This window comes from Acidimicrobiia bacterium (assembly GCA_009694375.1).
GTDB lineage: Bacteria > Actinomycetota > Acidimicrobiia > Acidimicrobiales > VFJN01 > VFJN01.
On sequence record SHVB01000003.1, the window covers coordinates 79,581 to 100,419 of the forward strand.

Annotated in this window: 19 protein-coding genes; 10 read left to right on the forward strand and 9 right to left on the reverse strand. The window is 63.5% G+C overall.

Annotated elements, in window-relative coordinates; all coding sequences use genetic code 11:
• Nucleotides 1–22: 22 nt before the first annotated feature.
• Together EXQ71_03245 and ettA are read left to right on the forward strand one after the other, a co-directional pair.
• Complete coding sequence (locus EXQ71_03245) at nt 23–232, forward strand: hypothetical protein (GenBank protein ID MSO86521.1); 210 nt, start codon at nt 23–25, stop codon at nt 230–232.
• Nucleotides 233–289: 57 nt separating this feature from the next.
• A complete protein-coding gene (gene ettA, locus EXQ71_03250; protein MSO86522.1) occupies nt 290–1,972 on the forward strand; it encodes an energy-dependent translational throttle protein EttA in 1,683 nt (560 codons plus the stop codon).
• Here ettA and cysC read toward each other — a convergent pair whose 3' ends face one another.
• From cysC to cysD, 3 genes are read right to left on the reverse strand one after another with little or no spacing between them, the layout of a single operon-like run.
• Complete coding sequence (gene cysC / locus EXQ71_03255) at nt 1,973–2,551, reverse strand: adenylyl-sulfate kinase (GenBank protein MSO86523.1); 579 nt, start codon at nt 2,549–2,551, stop codon at nt 1,973–1,975.
• Entirely contained in the window at nt 2,551–3,819 is a 1,269-nt protein-coding gene (locus tag EXQ71_03260) for a GTP-binding protein (protein MSO86524.1), read from the reverse strand. The genes cysC and EXQ71_03260 overlap by 1 nt, the downstream gene beginning before the upstream one ends.
• A complete protein-coding gene (gene cysD, locus EXQ71_03265) occupies nt 3,819–4,730 on the reverse strand; it encodes a sulfate adenylyltransferase subunit CysD (protein ID MSO86525.1) in 912 nt (303 codons plus the stop codon). The genes EXQ71_03260 and cysD overlap by 1 nt, the downstream gene beginning before the upstream one ends.
• A 140-nt stretch (nt 4,731–4,870) precedes the next feature.
• On the opposite strand from cysD, the gene EXQ71_03270 reads away from it, so the two are divergent.
• Complete coding sequence (locus tag EXQ71_03270) at nt 4,871–5,539, forward strand: 3'(2'),5'-bisphosphate nucleotidase CysQ (GenBank protein MSO86526.1); 669 nt, start codon at nt 4,871–4,873, stop codon at nt 5,537–5,539.
• A gap of 1 nt (nt 5,540) precedes the next feature.
• Here the strand turns inward: EXQ71_03270 and EXQ71_03275 are convergent, their stop codons facing one another.
• Nucleotides 5,541–7,886, reverse strand: a complete 2,346-nt coding sequence (locus tag EXQ71_03275) for an EAL domain-containing protein (GenBank protein MSO86527.1) — start codon at nt 7,884–7,886, stop codon at nt 5,541–5,543.
• Nucleotides 7,887–7,973: 87 nt separating this feature from the next.
• On the opposite strand from EXQ71_03275, the gene EXQ71_03280 reads away from it, so the two are divergent.
• The gene (locus EXQ71_03280) at nt 7,974–9,566 is read left to right on the forward strand and encodes an AarF/ABC1/UbiB kinase family protein (GenBank protein ID MSO86528.1); all 1,593 of its coding nucleotides are present in this window, start codon (nt 7,974–7,976) and stop codon (nt 9,564–9,566) included.
• A 4-nt stretch (nt 9,567–9,570) separates the two neighbouring features.
• Nucleotides 9,571–10,230 (forward strand): endonuclease NucS, encoded by a 660-nt coding sequence (nucS, locus tag EXQ71_03285; GenBank protein ID MSO86529.1) that lies wholly within the window; start codon nt 9,571–9,573, stop codon nt 10,228–10,230.
• A 4-nt stretch (nt 10,231–10,234) separates the two neighbouring features.
• Here nucS and EXQ71_03290 read toward each other — a convergent pair whose 3' ends face one another.
• Both EXQ71_03290 and EXQ71_03295 read right to left on the reverse strand, forming a co-directional pair.
• Entirely contained in the window at nt 10,235–11,092 is an 858-nt protein-coding gene (locus EXQ71_03290) for an enoyl-CoA hydratase (protein MSO86530.1), read from the reverse strand.
• A gap of 10 nt (nt 11,093–11,102) precedes the next feature.
• Nucleotides 11,103–12,008, reverse strand: a complete 906-nt coding sequence (locus EXQ71_03295; protein ID MSO86531.1) for an SDR family NAD(P)-dependent oxidoreductase — start codon at nt 12,006–12,008, stop codon at nt 11,103–11,105.
• Between the two features lie 77 nt (nt 12,009–12,085).
• On the opposite strand from EXQ71_03295, the gene EXQ71_03300 reads away from it, so the two are divergent.
• The gene (locus EXQ71_03300) at nt 12,086–13,897 is read left to right on the forward strand and encodes a hypothetical protein (protein ID MSO86532.1); all 1,812 of its coding nucleotides are present in this window, start codon (nt 12,086–12,088) and stop codon (nt 13,895–13,897) included.
• A 21-nt stretch (nt 13,898–13,918) separates the two neighbouring features.
• Here the strand turns inward: EXQ71_03300 and EXQ71_03305 are convergent, their stop codons facing one another.
• The 3 genes from EXQ71_03305 to EXQ71_03315 all read right to left on the reverse strand — a co-directional run bounded on the left by EXQ71_03305 (nt 13,919) and on the right by EXQ71_03315 (nt 16,580).
• Nucleotides 13,919–14,956, reverse strand: a complete 1,038-nt coding sequence (locus EXQ71_03305) for an LLM class F420-dependent oxidoreductase (protein MSO86533.1) — start codon at nt 14,954–14,956, stop codon at nt 13,919–13,921.
• Nucleotides 14,957–14,985: 29 nt separating this feature from the next.
• Entirely contained in the window at nt 14,986–15,354 is a 369-nt protein-coding gene (locus EXQ71_03310) for a hypothetical protein (GenBank protein ID MSO86534.1), read from the reverse strand.
• 71 nt (nt 15,355–15,425) lie between these two features.
• Complete coding sequence (locus EXQ71_03315; protein ID MSO86535.1) at nt 15,426–16,580, reverse strand: acyl-CoA dehydrogenase; 1,155 nt, start codon at nt 16,578–16,580, stop codon at nt 15,426–15,428.
• 90 nt (nt 16,581–16,670) lie between these two features.
• On the opposite strand from EXQ71_03315, the gene EXQ71_03320 reads away from it, so the two are divergent.
• The 4 genes from EXQ71_03320 to EXQ71_03335 all read left to right on the forward strand — a co-directional run bounded on the left by EXQ71_03320 (nt 16,671) and on the right by EXQ71_03335 (nt 20,796).
• Nucleotides 16,671–18,293 carry an acyl-CoA synthetase gene (locus EXQ71_03320; GenBank protein ID MSO86536.1) on the forward strand — a complete coding sequence of 541 codons (1,623 nt, stop codon included), beginning with the start codon at nt 16,671–16,673 and terminating at the stop codon, nt 18,291–18,293.
• Nucleotides 18,290–18,931, forward strand: a complete 642-nt coding sequence (locus EXQ71_03325; protein ID MSO86537.1) for a hypothetical protein — start codon at nt 18,290–18,292, stop codon at nt 18,929–18,931. Before EXQ71_03320 ends, EXQ71_03325 begins: the two co-directional genes overlap by 4 nt.
• A gap of 54 nt (nt 18,932–18,985) precedes the next feature.
• Nucleotides 18,986–19,813: a Bax inhibitor-1/YccA family protein gene (locus EXQ71_03330; GenBank protein ID MSO86538.1), complete on the forward strand. Its 828-nt coding sequence runs from the start codon at nt 18,986–18,988 to the stop codon at nt 19,811–19,813.
• A gap of 89 nt (nt 19,814–19,902) precedes the next feature.
• Nucleotides 19,903–20,796: an SDR family oxidoreductase gene (locus tag EXQ71_03335; GenBank protein ID MSO86539.1), complete on the forward strand. Its 894-nt coding sequence runs from the start codon at nt 19,903–19,905 to the stop codon at nt 20,794–20,796.
• Nucleotides 20,797–20,839: the final 43 nt, after the last annotated feature.

Sequence of the window (20,839 nt, forward strand, 5' to 3'; positions counted from 1 at the left end):
CAACGACGCCGGGAGGCCAGGCATGGAAGCGGCACAGCCACTCGAGGGCAACAGCCCGATCTTGCCGCACCACCTCCGTAGCTTCCTCGGAGCACCGGTGGTGGCCCGCACCACCACCGGCGACATCCACGGCACGCTGCTTTCGTGCACGACACGCTCGGCATGGATCGTGGTGGGTGATGTAGACCACGTAGTGGCCCTGGCCCACCTGCGCAGCATTCGTCATCAATAGCGCAACCACCAGCCTGGGTTCGAAGGCGGCTCGGGGAGACCGATACTCTGCTGGCTTATGAGCAACGCCGCCCAGTTCATCTTCACCATGCGGAAAGTGAGCCGCTTTCACCCGCCCGACCGCGAGGTCCTCAAGGACGTGAGCGTCTCGTTCTATCCGGGGGCCAAGATCGGGGTGATCGGTGCCAATGGCTCCGGCAAGTCTTCCCTGCTGCGGATCATGGCGGGTATCGACGATGGTTTCACCGGCGAGGCGCGCCTGTCGCCCGGCTTCACCGTGGGCCTCCTCGAGCAGGAGCCAACCCTCGATGAAAGCAAGGACGTGAAAGGCAACGTCATGGATGGCGTGGCGGAGGTGGCGGGGATTCTGGAGCGCTACGACGCCGTGCTGGCGAAATACGCCGACCCCGACGCCGACTACGACAAGATCGGCGCCGAGCAGGCAGACCTCGAGGCCAAGATCCAGGCCATGGGAGCCGACGACCTCGACCGCCAGATCGAGATCGCCATGGATGCCTTGCGCCTTCCCCCTGGCGACGCAAAAGTGGCCAACCTGTCGGGCGGTGAGAAGCGTCGGGTAGCCCTGTGTCGGCTATTGCTGGCCAAACCCGACCTTCTCCTCCTTGATGAACCCACCAACCATCTCGATGCCGAGTCGGTGGCGTGGCTGGAGCGCACGCTGCAGGTCTATCCAGGCACCGTGGTGGCGATCACCCACGATCGTTACTTCCTCGACAACGTGGCCCAGTGGATTCTTGAACTTGAGTTCGGGAAGGGCCACCCCTTTGAGGGCAACTACTCCAGTTGGCTCGAGCAAAAGCAGGCCCGCCTACTCGCCGAGGAAAAGAGCGATTCCAGCAGGCGCCGCACGCTCGAGCGTGAGCTCGAATGGGTGCGCATGGCCCCCAAAGCCCGCCAAGCCAAGGGCAAGGCCCGCCTCCAGGCCTACGACAAGCTCCGAGCCGAAGCCGAGGAAGCCGAGGGGCGGGCCGACAAACTCCAGATCCAGCTACCGGCGGGCCGCCGCCTCGGCGGGGTGGTGATTGAAGCCAACAACGTGGATAAGGGTTACGGCGACCGACTCCTCATCGAGAACCTCACGTTCCAGCTTCCACCCGCGGGCATCGTGGGGGTTATCGGACCCAACGGCGCCGGCAAAACGACACTGTTTCGGATGATTACCGGCGTCGAACAACCCGACGCGGGAACCTTCAAGGTGGGCGAGACCGTGGACTTAGCCTACGTGGACCAAAGCCGAGACAGCCTCAGCGCCGATGCCTCGGTGTATGAGGAGATCACCGGCAACATCGAGTTCATGAAGATCGGCAACCGCGAAGTGAACGGCCGGGCCTACGTGAGCAACTTCAACTTCAAAGGTTCCGACCAGCAAAAGAAGGTGGGCCTCCTCTCCGGCGGAGAGCGCAATCGGGTGCTCCTCGCCAAGATGCTCAAGGAAAGCGCCAACGTGCTGCTCCTCGACGAACCCACCAATGACCTCGACGTAGACACACTGCGGGCGCTGGAGGATGCCCTAGAGGCCTTTGCGGGGTGTGCGGTGGTGATCAGCCACGACCGCTGGTTCCTCGACCGCATCGCCACCCACATCCTCGCCTTCGAAGGCGACAGCCAAGTGCGGTGGTTCGAAGGGAACTTCAGTGAATACGAGGCCTGGAAGAAGAAGGAACTCGGGGGCGACGCCGACCAACCCCACCGCATCAAGTACAAGCCATTGGCCCGATAGTTAGGCGAGTAACGCCAGTACTGCCGAGGCCATGGCCTCGGCAGTGCCATCGGAGGGGCGGAGCACCAACTCGGGCTGGACCGGGGCCTCGTAGGGGTCGTCGATGCCCGTGAATCCAGTGATCTCCCCCGCTCTCGCCTTGGCGTAGAGGCCCTTGGGATCGCGCTGTTCGCAGACGTCGATCGGGGTATCGACGAAGACCTCGAAGAAGGGAAGATCAGCCGCGCGGTGGATGACTCGAACAGCATCTCGGTCGGCCCGGTACGGGCTGATCAGGGGCACAAACACCACGATCCCGGCATCGGCCATCAACCGGGCTAGATGACCCACCCGCCGCACGTTCTCGGCGCGATCGGCGGCCGAGAAACCAAGATCACCATTGAGACCTTGGCGGATGTTGTCGCCGTCAAGTATGTAAGCCGACCGTTCAACGGCCACCAGACGCGTCTCGCAGGCCACCGCTACCGTGGATTTACCCGATCCGGACAGGCCCGTGAGCCACACGGTCGCGCCGCGCGACGGCCGGTCACCTCGTGCCACCGCTCCGGGGTGCCAAGTGAGGTTGTCGCCGGTGGCCACTAGTCGCTGATGGGGGGCAGAATCATCCCGGCGCCCACGGTGGTGTTGGTGGACTCGTCCACCAGGATGAAACTCCCGGTGACTCGGTTACGGCGGTACTCGTCGTAGAACAGCGGCAAGGTCGTGCGCAGGGTTACCCGGCCGATTTCATTGAGGGCCAAGCCAACCGCGTCCTCGTTGCGGCTCAGCGTGTTGATATCGAGTTGATACTGCAGGTCCTTCACGAGGGCCCGGGCCCAACGCGTGGTGTGTTTGATGGCCAGCTTGGCCCCTTCCCGCAACCAACTCACCTCCGACATCCAACACACCATGGCCTCGATGTCCTGGCCTACGTGAGGTTGGTTCTTGCGTCGAGCGATCATGTCGCCTCGGCTGATGTCGAGGTCGTCGCTGAGCCGCAGGATGACCGACAGCGGCGCGAAGGCCTCGTCGATGGGGCCATCGGCGGTATCGATCCCAGCGATCGTGGACGTGAAACCCGAGGGCAGGACCACTACCTCATCGCCCGGCCGAAGAACTCCGCCCGCCACCTGACCGGCATAGCCGCGGTAGTCGTGGGTGGTGATATCAGCCTGATTCTGCGGCCGGATCACGTACTGCACCGGGAACCGAGGGTCGATCAAATTGCGATCAGAGGCGATGTGCACCTCCTCGAGGTGATGCAGCAACGCGCTGCCCTCATACCAAGGCATATGAACCGAGCGATCCACGATGTTGTCGCCATGAAGGGCAGAGACCGGGATGAAACTGAGATCACTCACGTCCAGTTTCATGGCAAAGGAACGGAACTCCTGCTTGATCTCTTCAAAACGCTCCTCACTCCAATCCACTAGATCCATCTTGTTGATACACAAGACGAGATGCGGAATCCCCAGTAGGGAAGCGAGGAAGGCATGGCGTCGAGACTGTTCCAAGACGCCCTTACGGGCATCGATGAGGACGAGCGCCACATCCGCAGTGGAAGCACCGGTGACCATGTTTCGGGTGTACTGCGTGTGGCCCGGAGTGTCGGCAACGATGAATTTCCGCTTCGGCGTGGCGAAGTAACGGTAGGCAACGTCGATGGTGATGCCTTGCTCTCGCTCGGCACGGAGTCCGTCGGTGAGCAGCGCCAGATTCGTGTACTCGTCGCCCCGTTCACGAGAGGTGCGCTCTACGGCCTCCAATTGATCCTCGAAGATTGCCTTGGAGTCGTACAAGAGACGCCCAATAAGGGTGCTCTTGCCGTCGTCAACCGATCCGGCAGTGGCGAGGCGCAGCATCTCCATCAGAAGTAGCCCTCCTTCTTCCGATCTTCCATACCAGCCTCACTAATTCGATCATCGGCACGAGTGGCCCCGCGCTCCGTAAGACGGGTGGCGGCCACCTCGGCGATGACCTCGTCGAGGTTCGAGGCGGTGGATTCCACCGCTCCGGTGCACGTGACGTCGCCCACCGTGCGGAAGCGCACCACACGCTCTTCCACCTGCTCTCCGGGCAGCCGGGGGATGAGCGCGGAGTCGTCCATCCACATGCCGTCGCGCGAAAACACCGGGCGAGGATGGGCAAAATAGATCGAGGGAAGCGCGATCTGTTCGTCGGCGATGTACTGCCAGATATCCAATTCAGTCCAGTTCGACAACGGGAACACTCTGATGTGCTCCCCCTGGCGATGGCGACCGTTGTACAGGCTCCACAGTTCGGGACGCTGGTTCTTTGGGTCCCACTGACCGAACTCATCCCTGAACGAGAACACTCGCTCTTTGGCCCGAGCCTTCTCCTCGTCACGACGCGCCCCACCGAATACGGCGTCGTAACGCTCCTCCTCAATGCCGCGCAGTAGGGTGACGGTTTGGAGCCGGTTGCGACTCGCCCGAGGACCGGTCTCCTCCACCACCCGCCCGGCGGCGAGGTCGTCCTCCACGCTGGCCACCACGAGACGAACGCCCACCTCCGCCACGATGCGGTCCCGAAAGGCGAGTACCTCGGGGAAGTTGTGACCCGTGTCCACGTGCATCGCCGGGAAGGGCACGCGCGCTGGGGCAAAGGCCTTAGCGGCGAGATGGAGCATCACGATCGAGTCCTTCCCACCAGAAAACAGCAGGGCCGGACGCGCGAACTCGGCCGCTACCTCACGGATGATGTGGATCGCCTCCGCCTCGAGTGCCCGAAGGTGGGAGAGTTCGTAGGGCGCAGGCATCCGCAGAGCATACGGGCAACGGCAACCGAGGCTGGTAAGAACTGCCCGTGACACCCCGCCCCACCGCCGCTGACCACGCGCTGGCGGTGCGGGCCGCCGATCAAGCTGGTCGCCTCCTCCTGCGGCTGCGGGCCGATCTCATGGAGGCCGGGTTACGCCCGTCGATCGTGGGGGACGAGGGCGACCGCCAAGCCCACGATCTATTGGTTGGGTTGCTGACCCAGGAAGCGCCGGAGGGTGATGCGATCCTGTCCGAGGAGGGACGCGACGACCTCGCCCGTCTGGGCGCGGAGCGGGTCTGGATCATCGATCCAGTGGACGGTACGCATCAGTTCAGCGAGCGGGGCCGAGCGGATTGGGCGGTCCACGTGGCCCTGACGATTCACGGCACCTTGGCGGCGGGTGCAGTGGCTCTCCCGGCTCGAGGCATCACCCTCGGCACCAGCCCTTCCCCGCCTGCGCCGGTTCCGTGGACCGGCCCGCCGCGGATTCTCGTGTCCCGCTCCCGTCCCTCCGTCCCCGCTCGCCTCATCCGCGATGCGCTGGGAGGCACCCTCCTGCCGCTGGGTTCGGCCGGGGCGAAGGCGATGGCGGTCGTGCTGGGCGAGGCTGATGTGTACGCCCATTCCGGTGGGCAATACGAATGGGACAACGCCGCGCCCGCGGCGGTGGCTCTTGCCGCGGGCCTGCACGCCAGTCGCCTCGACGGCAGTCCCTTGACCTACAACTGCCGAGACCCGTGGCTACCGGACCTACTGATCTGCCGCCTCGACCTAGCCGAGCATGCCCTCGATGCGCTCAACCATTAGGTCACACCCGTCCTCGCACGATCCCGACGTTTGCGCCCACTGAATCCCCACAAGGTAAGACCTCCGGCAGATGGAACACCGGCGTGCTTAGAGGGCGAGCGAACAGAAAGCCCTGAGCAGCATCGCAACCGATAGTTCGGAGGTGCTCTAGTTGCAACGTGGTTTCTACCCCCTCGGCCACTGTGCGCATCCCGAGATCTTTGGTCATTTCCACTAACGATCTAACGAGCACATCACCTTTTGAGTCGCCTCCAAGCGGGGAAATGAAGGATCGGTCGATCTTTACAACGTCAACCGGCAGCGTGGTGAGATAGCTCAGTGAGGAGTAACCCGTGCCGAAATCGTCGATCGCCACTTGCACCCCCTGGCTTCGTAGGTCGTCGAGACATGGTCCTATCACCCCAAAGTCGACCATGACCGACTCCGTAACCTCCACCATCAATCGCTTGGGGTCGAGACCGCATGAGGCCAACATCTCCTCGATGATCATGGACGCAGCGGGATCAAGCAGTTGCTGGGCGGCCACGTTGACCGATACCACGATTGAAGGATCGATCCAGGTGGTGGCCTCCGCACAAGCTGCCCGCATCACCCACCAACCAACGGCGCCGATGGACCCTGATCGCTCAGCGAGACCAATAAAGTCCGCCGGTTGGAGCAAGCCCCGGTCCGGGTGTTGCCACCGCACCAGAGCCTCTTGGCCAATGACGTGCCCGGTGGTGAGGTCGATCAGCGGCTGATAGTGCAGAAGAAGTTCATCGGTCAATGACGAACCCATGATGCCCTTCAGTAAATCCGACTCCACGTGTCGTCGTCGTCGCATTTCCTGATCGAACAATGCCACTTGAGCCTTCCCCTGAGACTTGGCCTCATACATGGCCAGGTCGGCATCCTTCAACACATCTGTAACGTCACCATAAATGGCCGACGTCAGGCCAACGCTCGCGCTCACCCGCAGGTCGTGCATTCTCACACTAAAGGGAGAGGAGAAGACCTCAATCACCCGTGCCGCCACTATCGCTCCCCTCTCGGTGGCGTCGGGTCCCCCGACAAAAATTCCGAATTCGTCTCCGCCCAGTCGCGCCACCAAGTCATCCCGACCTAGGCAGGATCGCAGACGCGCGCCGATCGCCACGAGCAGGCCATCGCCCACCTCGTGCCCCAGTTGGTCATTGACTACCTTAAAATTGTCGAGATCGATGAAGGCCACCGACAAGGCGCGAGCGGGATGCTCGTTGATCGTCGCCTGAATCACCCTTCGCAACTCGGTGCGGTTGGCCAAACCGGTCAGGGCATCGTGGGTCGCTCGGAAACGGAGTATGGACTCTTCGCGCTTGAGGCTGAACACCGCGTTGTCAAGGCTCTGAACCACTACGCCATTTTCTCGCTCGGACAAGAACGACCGAGCCATGAGCAACAGCAGCACCGCCGCCAGCAGAATTTCCTCGAAACCATTGCCGCTGAACTCGTCGCGTTGCGAGGTCGCCAGCCCCGCCACTATTGGAAGGACCATTGTGGCCAACAGGACGTTCCAGCGCGCTGGTTTCATCCGCCTGCCCGAGGATTGATCCTCAATCGGCTCGGGGATGACGGCCGCATGGGCCACCAGCGAAAAGCAAACAATCCATCCCAAGCCTGTGATGAGGGAAACGACACCGTCCGCAGGATTGGCACCCGTAGTGCCTAACTCGAGATACATAAATCCAAGGTCAGCGATAGCGAGCGCCAGAAGAGCCCATAAGATCCGGGAAAATTGAGACCGAAGACCAACCCCCCGTCGGCAGTAAATCGTGACGCCCGCACACAACATGACCAGGTCACCTAACGGGCAGGCGCTCACACTCAATGCTCTAAGAACATCACTATCGGCGCCGGCGAATAGTGACCTAAACTCTAACAAATACAGGTAACAGGTCAACAGGACGCACAGAATCGCAGCATCGACCGATGCGCTCAGACCCGTTACGTGATGATCCCATCTCGTGGGATAGAGCAGTATCCCCGCCAGGAAACACGGGATCGCCAGATTGAAACTAACATCGGCCAAATCGCTAATGCTTATCCCCATGGGGTCAAGAACACCCTGGACCACCCACATCGCCTGCCCGAGGCCCCAACATCCGCAGGCGGCGGCGATACACCACCAGGCCTTCGCCAATCGATCGTCGGCTCGATGAGCCTTTCGGGCCGCCAACGGAGCCGCCACACCCAGAACCAGGACCGCGAGAGCTAGGTCGTAAATCGCAGAGGTGTCGGCGAGCCCCAACACCTCCATTGCCTTCGCCAGCATTGTGATCCCGGCGACAAGACCAATACACGAGACGGCGGTCCTTCGTGTCATAGCCATCTTTCTAACGAGCCCATCCCATCACCTTAGCGGTCAGGCAACCACCCGGCGCGCGTCCCGGACTCGTACGTCCATCCGGGACGCGCGATGATCAGTCCCGTGGACGCCACAGACTTGGAACTCGGAAGTTTCAGCGACGATGCCCCCTGGATTGTTGACCCACCCGCCCTTCGGTGGCGACGGTCAGTCCCCGGCCTGCGCCAGCAGATCGCTGATGACCTCCCCCGCCTTACCCGCCCCGGTCGCATTCCACCCGGGGTTCGAGTGGTACACACCGTCCGCTTGTTGGGTACTGCCCTGGCCCTGTGGTATTTGGGTGCTCGCCGGGCCGGCGGTGCCTCCTCACGGGCGGACATCTCCCGACGGCTGCGCGTGGCCGCCGAACAACTCGGACCCACGTACATCAAACTCGGGCAGCTCCTGTCCTCCGGGGAGGGGATTTTCCCAGAGGAACTTGTCGCCGAATTCAAGAAATGTCGGGACCAAGTGCCAGCCGAGCCCTTCACGACCGTGCGCCGCGTCCTGGAAGAGGACCTCGGCCGACCGCTGGAGGCCGTCTTCAGCCACTTCGATCCGGAGCCGTTGGCGGCGGCATCTATCGCCCAGGTACATGCGGCCACTCTGCGAACCGGAGAACACGTCGTCGTCAAGGTTCAGCGACCCGCTGTGGGCGCCTTGGTGTACCTCGACCTACGGGTGATGGCCTGGATCGCGCCGTTCGCGCTCGGCCGCATCCCCATCGCAGCCCTGGCGAACCCGCCGGCGCTGGTGGCGTTGTTCGCCGAGACCATCACCGAGGAACTGGACTTCCGCATCGAAGCCGACAACATGCTCGCCGTTGCTCGGTCCTTCGCCCTGCTGGGGCAACGGGGCTACGTCGTACCCCGTCCACATCCGGAACTGGTAACGCCGCGCGTCCTGGTGATGGAACGCCTCAGCGGGTTCAAGTTCGACGACGTTGTTGGCATGAAAGACGCGGGTGTCGATACCGAGGCGGTGGTGCGCACCGGCCTCGTGGGGTTCATGGAGGGCGCTATGATCCACGGCATCTTTCACGGAGACCTGCACGGCGGAAACCTCTTCGTGCTGCCCGATGGACGCACCGCACTACTCGATTTCGGCATCGTGGGACGCCTATCGGAACCGCGTCGTTTGGCTTTCCTCCGGCTCCTCATGACCGCCACCGCCAACGACGTCACCGGCCAGATCGAAGCCCTCCGAGACCTCGGTGCCTTGCCACCCGACACCGACATCGGCGCGGTCATCAACGACCTCGGCCTCGATCGACCAGTCATCGATCCCACCACCCTCTCGGCCGAGGAACTGGTGCACGAGATCCAGACCGTCATGAAGGCCTTGCTCGGTATCGGCGCCCAACTACCGAAAGAACTCATGCTCTTCATCAAGAACATGGTGTTCCTTGACGGCGCCGTAGCTACCCTCGCCCCCGACCTCGACATCATCGGTCAAATCGGTGAGGTATCGATGCACTTCGCCCAGGTTCACGGCGAACGCATCGCCGCCGATTTAGGAATGGACATGGGCGAGGACTACCAGGTTGACCTCACCGGGGTGAAGGCCAGCCTCGGCATCGAAGCCTCGGTCGACACGATGACCTACCGCGATCTACAGCAACGGAGAGAGATCATTCGCGATCGCCTCCAACGACGCGGCCAGTAGCGCCGTGCGGCTTGTCATCGCTCGTTGCTCGGTGGACTACGAAGGGCGACTTTCCGCCCACCTGCCGATGGCCACTCGGTTGATCATGGTGAAGGCTGACGGCTGCGTAGCTATCCACGCCGACGGAGGAGCCTACAAGCCGCTGAACTGGATGAACGCGCCGAATCTCCTCGTTGAAGAACCCACCGGCTGGACCGTCACCAACCCCAAGGGCGAGATCCTGCGCATCACCATCGACGCGCTGCTCTCCGATCACACCCATTACCTTGGCCTCGATCCTGGCCTGCAGAAAGACGGCGTAGAGGCTCACCTCCAAGCCTTACTGGCCGATGCCTGCCACCTACTAGAAGCGGGCCTGGTCTTGGTCCGTCGGGAGCACCGGACCGAGGTTGGCCCCGTCGACCTTCTCTGCACCGATGCCAGCGGCCAATCAGTAGCGGTGGAAATCAAACGACGGGGCGAAATCGACGGGGTGGAGCAACTCGCCCGCTACCTAGAGTTCATGAACCGAGACCCAATGCTGCGACCGGTGCGGGGCATGTTGGTAGCCCAGGTGATCAAACCTCAGGCAAAGGCCCTCGCCGTCGAGCGGGGCATCATGTGTGTCGAGGTGGACTACGACACGCTACGGGGCATCGAGCGCGCCCAGACCTCGTTGTTCTAGGCCCTCAGGTGGAGTACGTAACCCGCCCGGCGTCAATAACGACGCGGCCGTCCTGTCCGCACGTCTGGAACACGGCACTGCCGTCGCCGTCCAACCACGCGTTGACCTTCAACGCCTCACCGGGCATAACCGGAGATGAGAAGCGAGCGTCGAGTCCCTTGAATCGGCTCGGATCCCCGCTGCAGAGCACGTGCAACAACACCCGTCCGGTGAAACCGTAGGTGCAAAGCCCATGCAGGATCGGCCGGTCAAACCCGCCCATAGCGGCGAAGGACGGATCCGAATGCAGCGGGTTGCGGTCCCCCGATAAACGGTAGATGAGGGCCTGGTCGGTGCGTGTCTGCACGGTGATGCTGTGATCGGGATCGCGCTCGGGGGCCCGATTGGGCGTACCTGAGGGGCCGCGATCGCCGCCAAATCCACCTTCACCGCGAATGTAGGCCGACATGCGAGTCGAAAAAAGCGGTGCACCGGTACTCACCAGAGTGGCCGTGCTCTCCGACACGATGACCGCACCCTTGCCCTTGTCGTAAATCGCAGTGATCTCGCTCACCGCCTCGAGTTCGCCCTCCACCGGGATCTCCTGGTGCATCGTGATCCCCTGCTCGCCGTGCACCAACATCGCCGGGTTAAAGGACCCGATGGCCCCGAAACTCCCCCCCATCGGGCCGAGCACCACCGCCATGGTAGGTAGCGCCCGCAATGGCGTGTCGTTGGTGTTCTCGGTGGTGAATTGCAGTTCGTCGAGGGGGTCGGCGGCCCCCGCTCCCACCCCGAGGGCGTAGATCAGCACGTCCTTGCTGCTCCAGGTGCGTCGGGTCGGCTCGGACTTCGTACCCACTGCTTCAGGATTGATCGGCATTGGCCTTCTCCTACTTCTCGTCGTAGCCGTACATGTTGGCATTGGGACGAGCCTGAGCAACCAGCTCCGACACCTTCGGTCCCAACTCGGCGATGTCATCGGAGGGATGCTCCAGCGACGGACCCCGGTGCCAGCCTTCACTGACGGAAATCATCTGACCGGTCACATCGAACACTCGGCCGGTGACATGCGCCGCGGCGGGGCTAGCCAGCCAACACACGATCGGGGCGATGTGAGCCGGCGACATCTGCTCCTTTACCTCCTCGGAGGCGTTGCCCATGCCCAATCCCTCGGTCATACGCGTGAGGGCGGCGGGGGCGATGGCATTCACCGTAACCCCGTAACGCCCTAGTTCCTTGGCGGCGATGATCGTGAAACTGGCAATACCGGCTTTGGCCGCCCCGTAGTTGGTTTGACCCACGTTGCCGTAAATGCCCGACGGAGATGACGTATTGATGATGCGGGCGTCGTTGGTCTCACCCGCCTTCGCTCGATCGCGCCAATAGGCCGCAGCATGTCGCGCGGGGGCAAACGTGCCCTTGAGGTGCACCTTGATCACCGCATCCCACTCCGCCTCGCTCATGTTGGTAAGCATGCGATCGCGCAGAATGCCGGCGTTGTTGATCAGCACGTCGAGCCCTCCGAAGGTTTCGATGGCCGAGTTCACCAGCCGCTCGGCTCCGTCCCAGTCGCTGATGTCGTCGCCGTTGGCGATCGCCTCGCCACCCATCGCTTGGATCTCCGCCACCACGTCGTGGGCCGGGCCCTGATCGTTGCCCTCGCCGTCCATTGACCCACCGAGGTCATTGACCACCACCCGGGCGCCGTGATGGGCCAGCAGCAGAGCATGTTCGCGGCCGATCCCCCGTCCAGCGCCGGTGATGATGGCGACCCGGCCTTCGCATAGTTTCGTCATCCCTACTATCCCCCTGAAGTCAGTGGCCGTGACCGGCTTCCTTCGTTTAGCCCACCCTCGGGCGGGGGGCGAATCCCATGAGGGGGTGTCGGCGTGAAAGATTAGGGGTGATGAACGATATCCCCCCCGTCGCCCCCGTTGCACCCCGGGGTCTCGCCACCCCTAGCCACCTCATCGCACCCGGCCCCAGCAAGTCCACCGGCACCAAGCGCCGGTGGATCCTGGCCATCATTTCGGTTCCCATCGTTCTCCTCGTGGTGCTGATCACCGGGTGGGCGGTGGACACGGGTGCTCATCAAGTACCTCGAAACACAAGCCTGGCCGGTGTTGCCATCGGCGGGCTCGGTGAGGATGAGTTGGCGGGACGCATCGCCGAGACCTCCGTCGGCTTTGCATCCACGCCAGTGGAGATAGTCGCAGGGGACTCGACCTACTCCACCACCGCAGAGGCGCTCGGCCTGACCATCGACGAGGGTAAGACCACTGATGGTGCCCTGAACCCCAACTACGGCACGCCGTTCTTGCTTCGCCCATTCGTCTGGGCCAAATCGTTCTGGACCGAACACCAGGCCCCGTTGCAATTCCAGGTCAACACCGAACAGGTTGCCGTCAACCTGGTGGAGCTTCAGGGCGAGGACCGCGTCGAACCCACCGAGCCCTCCGTCGAACTCGTCGACGGAGGGCTCAAGGGCATCCCCGGGAAAGACGGGGAAGGGATCGATAGCGCTACCGCGGCCACTGCGCTAATGACGGCGGCTCAGGTAGCCGCCGACAACGGTGAGGCCACCATTCGCCTCACCGTGAAGCAAAGCCCCCTTCCGCCGTTGGGTTCCGAAGAAGCCGCCGCCTCCGCCGCGTCGACCGCCGAGGCGCTCACCGCCGAACCGATCGAGATCCGCGCGGGCAACACCAGCCGTACGATCAAGGGGGACACGATGCGTTCGTGGGTCACCCTTACCAGCGCAGCCGATGGCACAGTGGCGATGGCGTTTGACCCCACCAAGGTTTCTGTCGATCTGCAGCGGGCCTTCAAGGACGTCGATGGCCACCCGGTCGATGCCTCTTTCACCCTCGGCGGCAATGGCCAGCCAGTGATCGTGGCTGACCAGCCAGGCACCATCTGCTGCGGGGAGGGTGCGAGTACCACCATCCTTGCCGCTCTCAACAACAACACCCGATCCGTCGACCTCGAACTCGTGCCCGGACCGGCCCTGTTCACGGTGGCCGCTGCGAAGGCCTACGGCATTGTGCGGGCAGTGGGCGGCAACAACGCCTGGCGAGACGGCGCCCCGACCACCGCCGGGCCGGGCTTCACGACCTACCACGCCCCCACCGGCGCACGGATTACCAACATCCACCGCATCGCCGATCTCGTGCGGGGGGCGGTGATCGCGCCCGGCGCGACCTTCTCCATCAACGACCACGTGGGGAAGCGCACCGCCGCCGATGGGTTCGTGGAAGCCGGCGCCATTAGTAACGGTGCCCATGTGAACGAGATCGGCGGCGGCATCTCACAGTTCGCCACCACCACCTTCAACGCCGCCTATTTCGCTGGCCTTCCCATCACCACATCCCAAGCCCACTCGGAGTACTTCGACCGCTACCCACGCGGTCGGGAAGCCACCATGGGGTTCCCTAATCCGGATCTCGCGTTTACCAACGACACGCCCTACGGGATCATGATCTGGACCTCTTATACCGGGACCAGCCTCACCGTTACGCTCTACTCCACGCCCTACGCCAATGGGGCCCAAACCGACATCGTGGAAGCACCCGCCGGCCGCTGCACCGCCGTCACGACCACCAGGACCATCACCTACCCCGATGGGAACACCGCCAACGACAAGTTCCGCGCCCGCTATCGCCCTTCGGGGAGCACCACCTGCTGATGACTCCACCCCTCCGGGGGGCTACAGGTCTTGGATCCAGCCCTTTACCTGCTCGATCAGCTTCACAGGGTCTTTGCCGATCGGCGTGATGTTGAGGACCGTGACGCCACTCTCCTGGTAGGCGGCAAGTCGCTCTTTCACGTACCCCTCACTGCCGCACAGCGAGGTGGCCTCCAGCAACGCATCGGGCACCATCTGGGCGGCTTCGTCCTTCTTCCCCTGCAGATACAGGTCCTGGATGGCTTCTGCCTCGGCCTCAAATCCGTAACGACAGATGAGGTCGTTGTAGAAGTTCTTCCCCTTCGCTCCCATACCGCCCACGTAGAGCGCCACCACCGGACGGGAGTATTCGCGCACGGCCTCGGCACCCTCACCCACCGCCAGCAGGCCCCCCGCCACGACGTCCATCGGGGCACGGTCGGTGTCGCGTTTGGCGGCTCCGGCGGCCAGATCCGCCCCCCACACATCCTGAGCTCTTTCGGGTAGGTAAAACAACGGAAGCCAGCCGTCGGCCTTCTCGGCGGTCATCTCAACATTCTTGGGTCCGAGTGACGCCACGTAAATCGGGATCTCGGAGCGCACAGGATGGTTGATGAGCTTGAGGGGCTTGCCGAGGCCACTTCCCTTCCCTGCCGAAACAGGAATCTGGTAGCTCACCCCGGAGTGCTCTACCTTCTCTCGGCGCCACACCTGGCGACACACGTCGATGATCTCCCGAGTGCGCCCAAGGGGCCGGTCGTAGACAACGCCGTGGAATCCTTCGATGACCTGCGGACCCGACGCCCCGAGGCCAAGGATGCACCGGCCGTCGGAGAGAGCGTCGATACCGGCGGCGGTCATCGCGATCAGGGTGGGGGTGCGGGTGTAGATGGGCAAAATACCGGCGGCGATCTCCACCGTGGAGGTCTTGGCCGCCAAGTACCCCATGCTGCTGACAGCATCGAAGCTGTAGGCCTCGGCCACCCACACCATGTCGAGGCCGGCCTTTTCCATTTCCACTACCTGATCCGTGCCTTGTTTGAATCCACCGGCGTAATTCAGCGACGTAGAGAGCTTCATGACATTCCCCTTTGTGGTGGTCGATTGATTCAGCCGCCGCCGTGGCGGAGGCGGGCCTTGGCGGACCGCTCGAGCAGATGGCTCGGCACTCCAAACGGGTTGGTATCGCCGGCGCTGTCCTGGGCCTCTCCGGCGGTGGCACCCGTGTCCGTCGCCTGAACGGCCTCTTCTTCAACACGGTCTTCTATCGGGATGAACCCCGGGGTGGCCACGATGTGGCGGCCGTCGAGTAGGCCCATCTCCACCCCGTTATCGAACAGCACTCGGTACCGGACCCAGGTAACCCCCGAGACGACCAGCACCTTGCCGGGCTCGCCCACGGGCACCCCGGGAAGGTCAGCCCAAGCCCGCACCTTTTCGTGGCGTTTCAGGTCCACCGGAACGAGCACCGAGTTCATAACCCACAGCCTGACACGCACCGGGAACCGCGCCCCAAACCACGGGCAACAGTGGCGGCGGGCCACCCATGTCAGTGTCGCGACTCGGACCAGGTCTGGCCCTGCTCCACATCGGCATCGTGGGGCAAGCCCAGGACCCGTTCGGCCACGATATTGCGCTGCACCTCGCCGGTTCCGCCGCCCACGGTGAGGGCAGGCGAAAAGAGAAATCCGTAGTGCCACAGTTCGGCTTCGGCGCCTTGCGGGCCGCGATCGGAGAGCATCCCCCCCGGCCCCGCTAGGTCTTTGGCAAGGCCCATGATCGCCTGGCCGTGCTCGTCGGCCATGATCTTGCGCACCGAGGCCTCGGCCCCCGGCGGCTGCCCGTTGATACGGGCCGTGACCGTTCGCAGTCGGATGAGCCGGAGCAATTCGTGTTCGATGTACAGCGCCGCGAGGCGTTGGCGTAGCACCACATCGGTGGTGCCGCCCGCAGCCCGCACCACATCGATGAGGTCCTGTGCGTTAGGCCCCATCCCCCACAGCGCCCCACCCGAGGACAGAGACACGCGCTCGTTCCCGAGCGTTACCTTGGCCAGGCCCCAGCCACGGTTCATCTCGCCCACCAGATTCTCGGCGGGAAGGCGCACCTCGTTGAGGAACACTTCATTGAACATGTGGGCCCCGGTCATCTCGATGATCGGGCGGATCTCCACACCGGGGGCGTCCATTGGACAGATGAAATAGGAAATTCCCTCATGTTTGGGAGCGTCGGTATTCGTGCGGGCAATGAGGATGCCAAAGGCAGAAAACTGGGCCAGCGACGTCCAGATCTTCTGGCCGGTCACCACCCACTCGTCGCCATCGCGCACAGCCCGGGTAGACAACGAAGCAAGGTCAGACCCCGACCCCGGTTCGCTGAAGAGTTGGCACCAGATCTCCTCGCCGGCCAACAACGGAAACAAGTAGCGGTCCTGTTGGGCCTGGGTGCCGCCGTGCAACAGGGTGGGTCCAGCCCAGCCGATCCCAATGACGTTGGACGGTCGTTGGATGCCCGCGGCCGCCAGTTCCTCGTCGATCACGATCTGCTGGATCGGATCGGCATCGAGGCCCCACGGCTTCGGCCAGTGGGGCGCCACATAGCCCGCCTCGGCCAACTGCCGGGCACTGGGTTGCGGGTGCGCGTCGAGCCAGGCCCGCACCTCGATTCGGCGGGAGTCGTTGGCGGCGGGGAGTTCGAAATCCACGATCGCAACCTATCCCTGCTCGCGACTGAGTCGTCAAGAACGACCGTCACTGTAGAGTCCGCAGTCACTAACACCGCTTGAGGGGGATCTATGCCGGGTTGGAACTTTGCCGATGTCTGGGAAACCGTGGCCCAACAGGTGCCCGACGCGCCGGCCCAGGTGCATGGCGACCGCCGGATTACCTGGGCCGAGTTCGACCGACGAGCGAACGGCATTGCCCGCGCCCTGCTCGATGCGGGCGTGAAGGAACAGGACAAGGTCGCTCAATACCTCTACAACGGAGTCGAGTACCTCGAGTCCATGTTCGGCACCTTCAAGGCAGGCTTGGCCCCCATCAACACGAACTATCGCTATCTCGACGACGAACTCGTCTACCTGTGGGAAAACGGCGACGTGGTGGCGGTGGTGTTCCACGGCAGTTTCTCCGATCGCATCGAGGGCATCCGCGCGCGAGTGCCGATGGTGCGACTGTGGCTGTGGGTAGACGACGGGGCCGGCGGTTGTCCGGCCTGGGCCACGCCCTATGAAACCGCCGCCGAAGCCGGAACCTCCGAAGCGGTGGAGGGGCCGTGGGGACGCGACGGCGACCACCTTCTCCTGCTCTACACCGGTGGTACCACCGGGATGCCCAAGGGCGTGATGTGGCGTCAAGACGATCTCTTCCGCACGCTCGTCGGCACGGTCATCCCCGATGCCCGCACGGGCGATCCCGACCTCCAACTCATCCGTGACCAAGTGCAAGGCCCCGGCCTCGTAGGCATGCCGGCCTGTCCCCTCATGCACGGCACCGGCTGTTTTACACAACTCATCGTGCTCTCGGGCGGTGGCTGCACGGTCACGTTGGTGTCCCGCACTCTTGATATCGAGGAACTCTTCGACACCGTGGAGCGCGAGGGCGTGAACACCATCGCCATCGTGGGTGATGCCTTCGCCAAGCCAATGGTGCGCGCCCTGGATGCGAACCCCAACCGCTGGGACATCTCGAGCCTCGTGATCATCTCCAGCTCCGGGGTGATGTTCAGCGAAGGGGCCAAGCAGGCGCTCCTGGGCCATCAGAGCGGATTGATGATCATCGACGCGTTTTCGTCGTCGGAAGCCCTCGGCATGGGACAGTCGGTCAGTACGGCGGCCGGGACGAGCCTCACCGCCAAGTTCACGGTGGGACCCTTCACAAAGGTCATCACCGACGACGGCCGCTTGGTGGAGCCCGGCTCCGGCGAGACCGGCCGGGTGGCGGTGGGGGGGTTCCAGCCCATCGGCTATTACAAGGACCCGGCGAAATCAGCGGCCACGTTCATCATGTTCGAGGGCGAGCGCTACTCCGTACCGGGCGACTACGCCACCGTCGATGCCGACGGTTCCCTGACCCTGCTCGGTCGGGGTTCGGTGTGTATCAATACCGGCGGCGAGAAGGTGTACCCCGAGGAGGTGGAGGAAGCCCTCAAGACGCACGAGACAGTGGCCGACGCGGTGGTGGTGGGACTACCCGATGAGAAGTTCGGTGAGGCGATCACCGCCGTAGTCGAGATCCTCCCCGGAGCGGCCTTCGAGGAAGGGGCCATCATCAGCCATGTGAAGGGGAAGTTGGCTGCCTATAAAGCCCCCAAGCGAGTCCTGTTCATCGATACAATCGGGAGGGCCCCCAACGGCAAAGTGGACTATCGGCGACTCAAAAGTTGGGCCGCTGAACAAATGGGAGTGGACACCACATGACCGACCAACCACAGGAACTGCGGGTGGGGTTTCACCGCGACCTCGATGTGATCGACCAAAAAGTGGTGCGCCTGTTCGCCCTGGTGACCGAAGCACTAGCGGCGGCCAACGAGGCCCTGCTGGGCGATAACACCGATGCCCTGGCCACGGTTCGGGCCGGCGAGAAAATGATCGACGGCCTGATGTTGGAAATCGAAGGCGACATCGAGCGACTGCTCCTCTTGCAGTCCCCGATGGCGGGCGACCTGCGGTATGCCCTGGCCATCATCCGCATCGTCCCGGAACTGGAGCGGTCGGGCGACCTCGCCGAGCACATCGCTAAGCGGGCGGGCACCGGCCTAGTGGCCCAACTCTCCCCTGCGGCACGCGGCATGCTCGAACGCATGGGGACCGTCGCCATTGAACTCTGGCGCATGGCCGCCGAGGGCTTTATCCAGCGGGATCCCACCGCGGGGGAGCGCCTGGAAGCCGCCGACGACGAGGTGGACGAGCTTCACACTCGCCTCACCGCAGAGTTGCTCGCCGGAGGCGTGGCGGGGTCTGCCGCCGCCGATGCCACCCTGGTGGCCAGGTTCTACGAGCGACTCGGAGACCACGCTGTACATATCGCCGTTCGCGTGGCGAGTGCGGTGTCCTGACTTTTCACCCTGGCCGACCACCTCAACCGGCCGGGCCTGAGGCATACTGTGGCCATGGCAGAGCAACGCACCTCATCTAATCCGGCCCTGAACGACAAGGCCTTCAAACGAGTCTCCGAGAGCAGCGCGGGCTGGGCCGCGGGCACCGACCAACTGGAGACCGCCTACCAGTCGCCTTCCTACCAGCCCCCGGCCACCGGTCACGCCGCCATGACGGTCAACGGGACGGTCTGGGCCACTGCCGCCCTGCTGGTACTGCTCGTGGCCGCCGGGGTGTACGGGTGGAACAGCGTGGACACCAGCGGAACCCAGGTTCAGTTCCCCGCGTGGGTACTGTTGGTCATGCTCGCCGCGTTCGGCGTGGCCCTGCTTACGATTTTCAAGCCGAATCTGGCCCGGTTCACCGCTCCGGCCTACGCCTTGCTCGAGGGAGCGATTCTGGGGGCGATCTCGGCGGTGTACAACAGCGCCTACGACGGAATCGTCCTGCAGGCCATCGGCCTCACCATCGGGGTATTTGCGGTGATGCTGTTCCTCTTCGCCACCCGGATCATCACCATCACCGACAAACTCCGAATGGGCATTGTGGCGGCCACCGGGGCCGTGGTGTTGATGTACCTGGTCAACATCATCCTCAGCCTGTTCGGCGCGTCGGTGCCTTTCCTACACGACTCGAGCTTCTTGGGCATCGCCATCAGTCTGGTGATCGTGGCCGTTGCGGCCTTCAATCTCCTCCTGGACTTCGACTTCGTGGAGCGCGGCGTAGCGGCCGGCGCACCCAAGCAAACCGAGTGGTACGCGGCTTTTGGACTGCTCATCACGATCGTATGGCTCTACCTCGAGGTCTTGCGCCTGCTCTCCAAGTTGCAGGGCCGCAACTAACGGTGGACCGGCGCTGATTCGGTGGCCAGCCGGGTCGTTGCGTACGCTCCCGGTTCTTCACAAACCCCCACGAGCGCGCAGGAGTAGGCATGGCTGATCTCGGTTTCGATGGCAAGGTGGCGATTATCACCGGAGCCGGGGGTGGCCTCGGCCGCTCGCATGCCCTCGACCTCGCCCGGCGGGGCGCCCTCGTGGTGGTCAATGACCTCGGTGGTGCCAGTGATGGCACCGGTCATTCGACCACCGCCGCCCAAGCGGTGGTCGACGAGATCACCGCCCTCGGGGGCGAGGCCATCGCCAACTACGACAGTGTGGCTACCCCCGAGGGAGGGGCCGGCATCGTGCAGACCGCCATCGACACGTTCGGTCGTATCGACATCATCATCAATAACGCAGGGATTCTGCGCGACACGTCATTCAAGAACATGACGCCGGACCAGCTCAACCCCGTACTCGATGTGCACCTTCGGGGGGCCTTCTACGTCACCCAACCGGCCTGGCAGATCATGCGAGACCAGGGCTATGGCCGCATCATCAACACCTCATCGGGGGCGGGCATCTTCGGCAACTTCGGCCAGACGAACTACGGGGCCGCCAAGATGGGTCTCGTCGGCTTCACCCGGGTGTTAGCGGTGGAAGGGGCCAAGAACAACATCAAGGCCAACGCCATCGCCCCGGTTGCCAAGACCCGCATGACCGAGGAGTTGCTCGGCGCCGCCGCCGACCGATTGGCCCCCGAACTCGTCACTCCCATTGTCACCTACCTGGCCCACGAGGACTGCCCGGTGAGCGGCGAGGTCTATTCCGTGGGGGGCGGGCGCGTGGCCCGCGTGTTCGTAGGGGTCACCCCCGGCCACTTCGATGAGCATCTCACCCCCGAGGGTGTGCGGGACAATTTTGACAAGATCCACCAAGAAGAGGGCTACGAGGTACCCGGCAATCTCAACGAAGAGATGATGCTCGCCTTCAAGGCGATGAGCTAATAAACCCTGGCCCGGCCACTCTCCGGGCTGATCGGTACACTGC

What these genes read in the sequence shown, in the direction of transcription:
- EXQ71_03275 (MSO86527.1), bottom strand. Translation starts at nt 7,886, where the DNA reads ATGGCTATGACACGAAGGACCGCCGTCTCGTGTATTGGTCTTGTCGCC.
- EXQ71_03320 (MSO86536.1), top strand. Translation starts at nt 16,671, where the DNA reads ATGCCGGGTTGGAACTTTGCCGATGTCTGGGAAACCGTGGCCCAACAG.
- cysD (MSO86525.1), bottom strand. Translation starts at nt 4,730, where the DNA reads ATGCCTGCGCCCTACGAACTCTCCCACCTTCGGGCACTCGAGGCGGAG.
- EXQ71_03260 (MSO86524.1), bottom strand. Translation starts at nt 3,819, where the DNA reads ATGGAGATGCTGCGCCTCGCCACTGCCGGATCGGTTGACGACGGCAAG.
- EXQ71_03245 (MSO86521.1), top strand. Translation starts at nt 23, where the DNA reads ATGGAAGCGGCACAGCCACTCGAGGGCAACAGCCCGATCTTGCCGCAC.
- EXQ71_03300 (MSO86532.1), top strand. Translation starts at nt 12,086, where the DNA reads ATGAGGGGGTGTCGGCGTGAAAGATTAGGGGTGATGAACGATATCCCC.
- EXQ71_03290 (MSO86530.1), bottom strand. Translation starts at nt 11,092, where the DNA reads ATGCCGATCAATCCTGAAGCAGTGGGTACGAAGTCCGAGCCGACCCGA.
- EXQ71_03330 (MSO86538.1), top strand. Translation starts at nt 18,986, where the DNA reads ATGGCAGAGCAACGCACCTCATCTAATCCGGCCCTGAACGACAAGGCC.
- EXQ71_03295 (MSO86531.1), bottom strand. Translation starts at nt 12,008, where the DNA reads ATGACGAAACTATGCGAAGGCCGGGTCGCCATCATCACCGGCGCTGGA.
- EXQ71_03305 (MSO86533.1), bottom strand. Translation starts at nt 14,956, where the DNA reads ATGAAGCTCTCTACGTCGCTGAATTACGCCGGTGGATTCAAACAAGGC.
- EXQ71_03310 (MSO86534.1), bottom strand. Translation starts at nt 15,354, where the DNA reads ATGAACTCGGTGCTCGTTCCGGTGGACCTGAAACGCCACGAAAAGGTG.
- EXQ71_03270 (MSO86526.1), top strand. Translation starts at nt 4,871, where the DNA reads ATGGAGGCCGGGTTACGCCCGTCGATCGTGGGGGACGAGGGCGACCGC.
- EXQ71_03325 (MSO86537.1), top strand. Translation starts at nt 18,290, where the DNA reads ATGACCGACCAACCACAGGAACTGCGGGTGGGGTTTCACCGCGACCTC.
- EXQ71_03280 (MSO86528.1), top strand. Translation starts at nt 7,974, where the DNA reads ATGATCAGTCCCGTGGACGCCACAGACTTGGAACTCGGAAGTTTCAGC.
- EXQ71_03335 (MSO86539.1), top strand. Translation starts at nt 19,903, where the DNA reads ATGGCTGATCTCGGTTTCGATGGCAAGGTGGCGATTATCACCGGAGCC.
- ettA (MSO86522.1), top strand. Translation starts at nt 290, where the DNA reads ATGAGCAACGCCGCCCAGTTCATCTTCACCATGCGGAAAGTGAGCCGC.